Annotated in this window: 2 protein-coding genes; both read left to right on the plus strand. The window is 52.4% G+C overall.

Annotated features, from left to right (window positions below; genetic code table 11):
* Positions 1-1,693: hypothetical protein (locus ABJK56_RS10180; RefSeq protein ID WP_347244560.1), on the plus strand; the 1,693-nt coding region annotated here is incomplete at its 5' end.
* Positions 1,690-4,643: hypothetical protein (locus tag ABJK56_RS10185; RefSeq protein WP_347244561.1), on the plus strand; the 2,954-nt coding region annotated here is incomplete at its 3' end. The genes ABJK56_RS10180 and ABJK56_RS10185, both read left to right, overlap by 4 nt.

Here is a 4,643-nt window from a genome sequence, read left to right on the forward strand (position 1 = left end):
GAGCACGACAATGCCTGATGTCAATGTCGGCACTATATACGGGCGGGTAGCAATTGAGGGAACGGAGCAAGTCCAGGAAGGTTTTCGGCAACTCAACGAACAGACCGAGAAAACCCAGACCCAAATCCAGCAGTCCACCGGAAAAATTCAAAACAGCTTCGCCGAGATGGGACGAATGCTGGTGAACCAGCTGATGGCAATCGGCGGAGCTTTTGTTTCGGTCCAGCAACTGGTCAAGGGGTTTCAAGATGTGATGGGCGAAGAGCTCGCATATCGCCGGCTTGAACTCAACCTTGACCGGCTCGGGATATCATTTGCGGATAATCAGCAGAAAATCAGGGATTGGGTAGACCAGTGGCGGCTTTTTGCGACCGGCATTGAGGAGGAAAAACTCCTTACCGGCTTGCGGCGACTTATTCCGATTTTCGGGGACTTGACGACGGCGATGAATGTGGCTTCGGTGGCAATGTCTATTTCTGCTCAGACCGGTTCGGACTATGGGCAGGTCATCAGTTTGCTTACCCGGCTGTATCAGGGATTGCGAGTGCGGGGGAATGAACTCAGCGAAGTCTTCAATCTGAATGTGGCAGGATTGCGAAAAGTCAACGATGCGACAGGCGAGATGAGTGCTATGCTGATTGACGCGCAAAAAGCACTTGAGGCAATTTCGGCGGCATATACTGGAGAAAAGGGAAAGGCAGGACTGCTCAAGGTGCTTGACACGGCGGCGATGGAGACCGCCCGCTGGAAGGCGGAACTATCAGAACTTCGGGAAACCCTCGCCCAGCCGGTCTTGACAGTGCTTCTGTATCTTGCGAGAGGGCTGAAGGCAATCGGAGAAACGCTGGGTCTGGTTAGTTTGATGTTTGAGGAGTGGGGGCGAATGGTTGTCAATACCTTCGGCGCGGTTCTGCGGACACTCCGAACTTTCATCGGAAGCATCAGAAATTATTTCGCTACGCTCGCCGAATTCCTGCGGAATCCGCTCAAAGCACTGGCGGATTTTTCGGATGAGCTGCGATTCCAGCTGGAATATGGGGATGTCAACCGCTCGCTGGAACGGATGGAGTATTATGCCCGGCGAATAGGTGAAGCCATAAAGGAAGCATTTTCACCGGAAATTAAAGTGCCGGAATATCCACCGCTTCCGCCAGTCAAAGCCACTCCACTGGAGCAAAAGCAAGAGGAAGCAGAGAAAAAGGAGCGGATCAAGCAAGAGCACCAGAAGGAGGCGGAAGAATATGAAAAAGTAGAAAAGATGAAGCAGGATGCCACCGAAAAAGTAGCAGACAGTATTTTGTCAATCTGGGAACGGCTCTTTATGGAGGGAAAACTCACCTGGGAGGAACTGGGGCGGACAATCAAGGGGGTCATCTGGGATATTGTGCGCGAGATTTTGCGGTCGCAAATTCTGAAACTGCTCGCACAGATTGCCGGGGCTTTCGGAAAGACATCAGCACCGGAATTCTATACACCCCCCGGTGAATTGCCCCCGGGTGGAACTCCGACCTGGGTTGCCTCGCCGAATTTACCACCAGTTCCGGAAGGTGGGGGTGGAATTACTGTCAATATCTCTGGTTCACCGGAGGGAGTGCTTGTCAAGGTGTATGATGGGATGACTCAGCGTGAAAAATCCATTCTTGCCCGGAACATCTATCTGCTCGGGGCACATTCAGCACAGGTGAGTGGATGAATACATACAGGATTGACATCACCGACGGCAACGGAAACTGGGTGGAAATCACCGAGTATGTCATCCCCGATTGGAACGGACAGGTGATTTCAACTTCACCTTTCGCCACGCAGGATAGCGGGCGGGTATCCCTGCGAGTGGTGGACAAGGGAATGGGTAGAGTTCCACAGGCTTTGCTCCGAAACATACTGCTGAACCGCACAATTTCGCAATCCCGATATGCGATTGTCCGAATTTCTGACCAAATCGGAAACAAACTGCTTTTCTGGGGCTATGTTGAACCGGCTTCGGTGGTCATAGAAAACAATGCCCTGACTTCATTCACCGCAACCGGGCTCCTCTCATACGGCGAGAAAAAATCCTTCAGCTCTGAGATGGTATCTCTGCCCGCCCCACAAGTAGCCGAACAGGCCTTGACTGCCCTTGATTGTCAAGGGGACTACAAGGTCAATCTCCCTGCTATCCAGCTGGAAAATCTGGATTGGAACTGGGACTTTCGGCAGTGGTTCTCGGTTCTGGGCGATACGGAAAAGTTCGGGCTCGGTGATGCTATCTGCTTTCTGCCACCCAACCCCGGAAATTACACCTCAATCGGTTTCTTCTGCTGCGGTGGCAGAGTGTATCGGCTACGCTGGAATGACACTGAAAAGCGTGTCAAGGTTGAGGAGGTGCTGAAGGATGGACAGCCGGTTTCCACAACTGCGGTTCGGGTATTCTGGATGCGGCTTCAGACCTCACCGGGACAATATCATTCCTGCCTGGTTGTGGTAAACGGTCAATATCGGGGAATGCGGTCAGCAATCCGGGTTCCCTGGAATGGATGGGGAGCAATCAACACTATCGGACAGGTGGCAGCGACCGGCGGAGCAATCGGGGCATATCTTGCGACCGCCGGGGTAATTGCTGCCAGTTCCACACCATTCGCGATAATCGCTGCGGCCGGAATTACGGTTTCGCTCGCAGCTACGCTTGCCGCTCAGAACACCGGAACACGGCACATCATAGAAAGTCAAGACGCCAGACTGGAATATACCGGCTTTCAGGTATTGTCAATTGATGATGACTTCACTGTCGGACAGGGGCATACTTCGGGATGGTATTTTGACCCGCAAAATACTACGAAATATATTCCGGCAATTTACGCCTTACCCGAAGGGGCGGTGTGCTGTGTAATTGTCAACCCCGAAAATAATGACATACGGGCACACTTCATCAATTTTGACCCGAACCTGAACGGCTGGGTGTTGACATATCCGATTTTCATTACGGACTTGACAAACTTCCAGCCTACCGGTGCAATTGCGGTGGCGGCGAAGCAAGTGGATAATATCCAGGGATGGGCTATTCTGCTTGGGGGCACGCAATCATATCTGCTGATGTGCAGCAAATCCACCGGTGGCTTGGCGCCAGCGATAATTCGCAATTGGGGCAGCGGATTGAGCCGTGTTCCAGTTTCACTACCCGGGCACAACATTGGTGTGCTGGTAACCCGGGAACAAGATGGGGCAGGGAATTATTGGTTCTGGGCGAATTTCGTTTTCGGCAACGGCACACCATATATTGAAAAAGTCAGGATGATAATGGACACCACCGGCGAGCTTCCGGAACAGATAGAACACGGAACAATCGCATTGCCTGGCAATCCCAAAATAGAAACCTGTAGCCACCCGGCAATCGTCCAGCGGCTACGACCGAATGCCATCGGCAGAAAGACCATTGCTTGCTCATACCTTGACGCTTCTGAACGGGGAATCATTCAGCGGAAGATTGGTTTTATTTCGCTGAACGAAACGGAAGAAGGAATTGAATTTTACCCGGCTACCGGTCAGAATTCCCCGCAATATGCTCTACCCGCTCAGGGGGGCGTGTCAATCCCGCTGTGGTGGTATGATGTCACGCAAAATCAGATATACCCCTGCGCCGTCTCGCTATGTCAAGACAGCAAGGACTTTCTGGCTCTTGATGTCTGGCGGGCTACATTTTTGCTCACCCCCTTCGTTCACCACAATTTCCAGGTTTCTCCGATGAGTATCACACAGGTGCTCCGGGAAATCTGCCGTTCCTTCGGTGCGGAAACCCGGCTGGCTACACCGTATGCTACTTCGCCAGAGCAGTGCAAACTGGTCTCAAAACTCGTGGATTTTCTACCCCCTTCTGGAATCACAGTCTCACCGCAAAATGTGGCGATGGGTGAAACTTCTGTTGTGCCGGTAGACTGGATTGAGGGTGTGGAAGCTGAAGTGCTGGGTGAGTGGGTGACAGAAGGGCAGACAGGGCTTGGCAAGGCAACGCACTCGCTCTCCGGGAAGTGGATGACCCCGGCGTGGGCACGAGTGCTGGCGGAGTGGTATTTTCGCAATTTCGCTCCGCCGAGCACGACATATCCATACGGGCGACGGCTGGTGCGGGTGAAATATCTCGGGACTGTGCCATCTGCCGTGAACGAGGAGTATTTTCTCCGCTCGGTCATCATTGACCCAGCCATCATAGAAAATTGCAATCTTTCCACTCAAGGACAAATCATCGGGATTGGCTATGAGCGGAGCAGCAGGCTGATTGCCTTGACGATTTTGGAAGGTGCACCGGTCAATTTTGCACCGGTCATTCCACAGTTTTCTTCCGCTACACTTGACACAGCACCGCAAGACTTTGTTGCCGAGTTGGTGGCTGATACTCCGCATTATCCACAGATGACCATCGGTTGGTGCCTGGGTGGGAACTGGGGGGAAAGGGATGAAACGATATCTCGCCCAATGGCACTGGGATACCTCGTGCTTGTCACGCTGGAGCGGGTAATGGAAGTAAGCAATGTATGCATCCCAATCCGAAGTATGATTGATTTTCAAGGCCGGCTGAATTGCAACATATACCTCAATCAGCGTGATAATCCTGATTCCAATGGTGTGCCGGGCAGAATGGTAGCGCACAGAGGAATTTACTTTCTACGACC

It is taken from the genome of Thermogutta sp. (assembly GCF_039793925.1).
In the GTDB taxonomy this organism is placed as follows: domain Bacteria; phylum Planctomycetota; class Planctomycetia; order Pirellulales; family Thermoguttaceae; genus Thermogutta.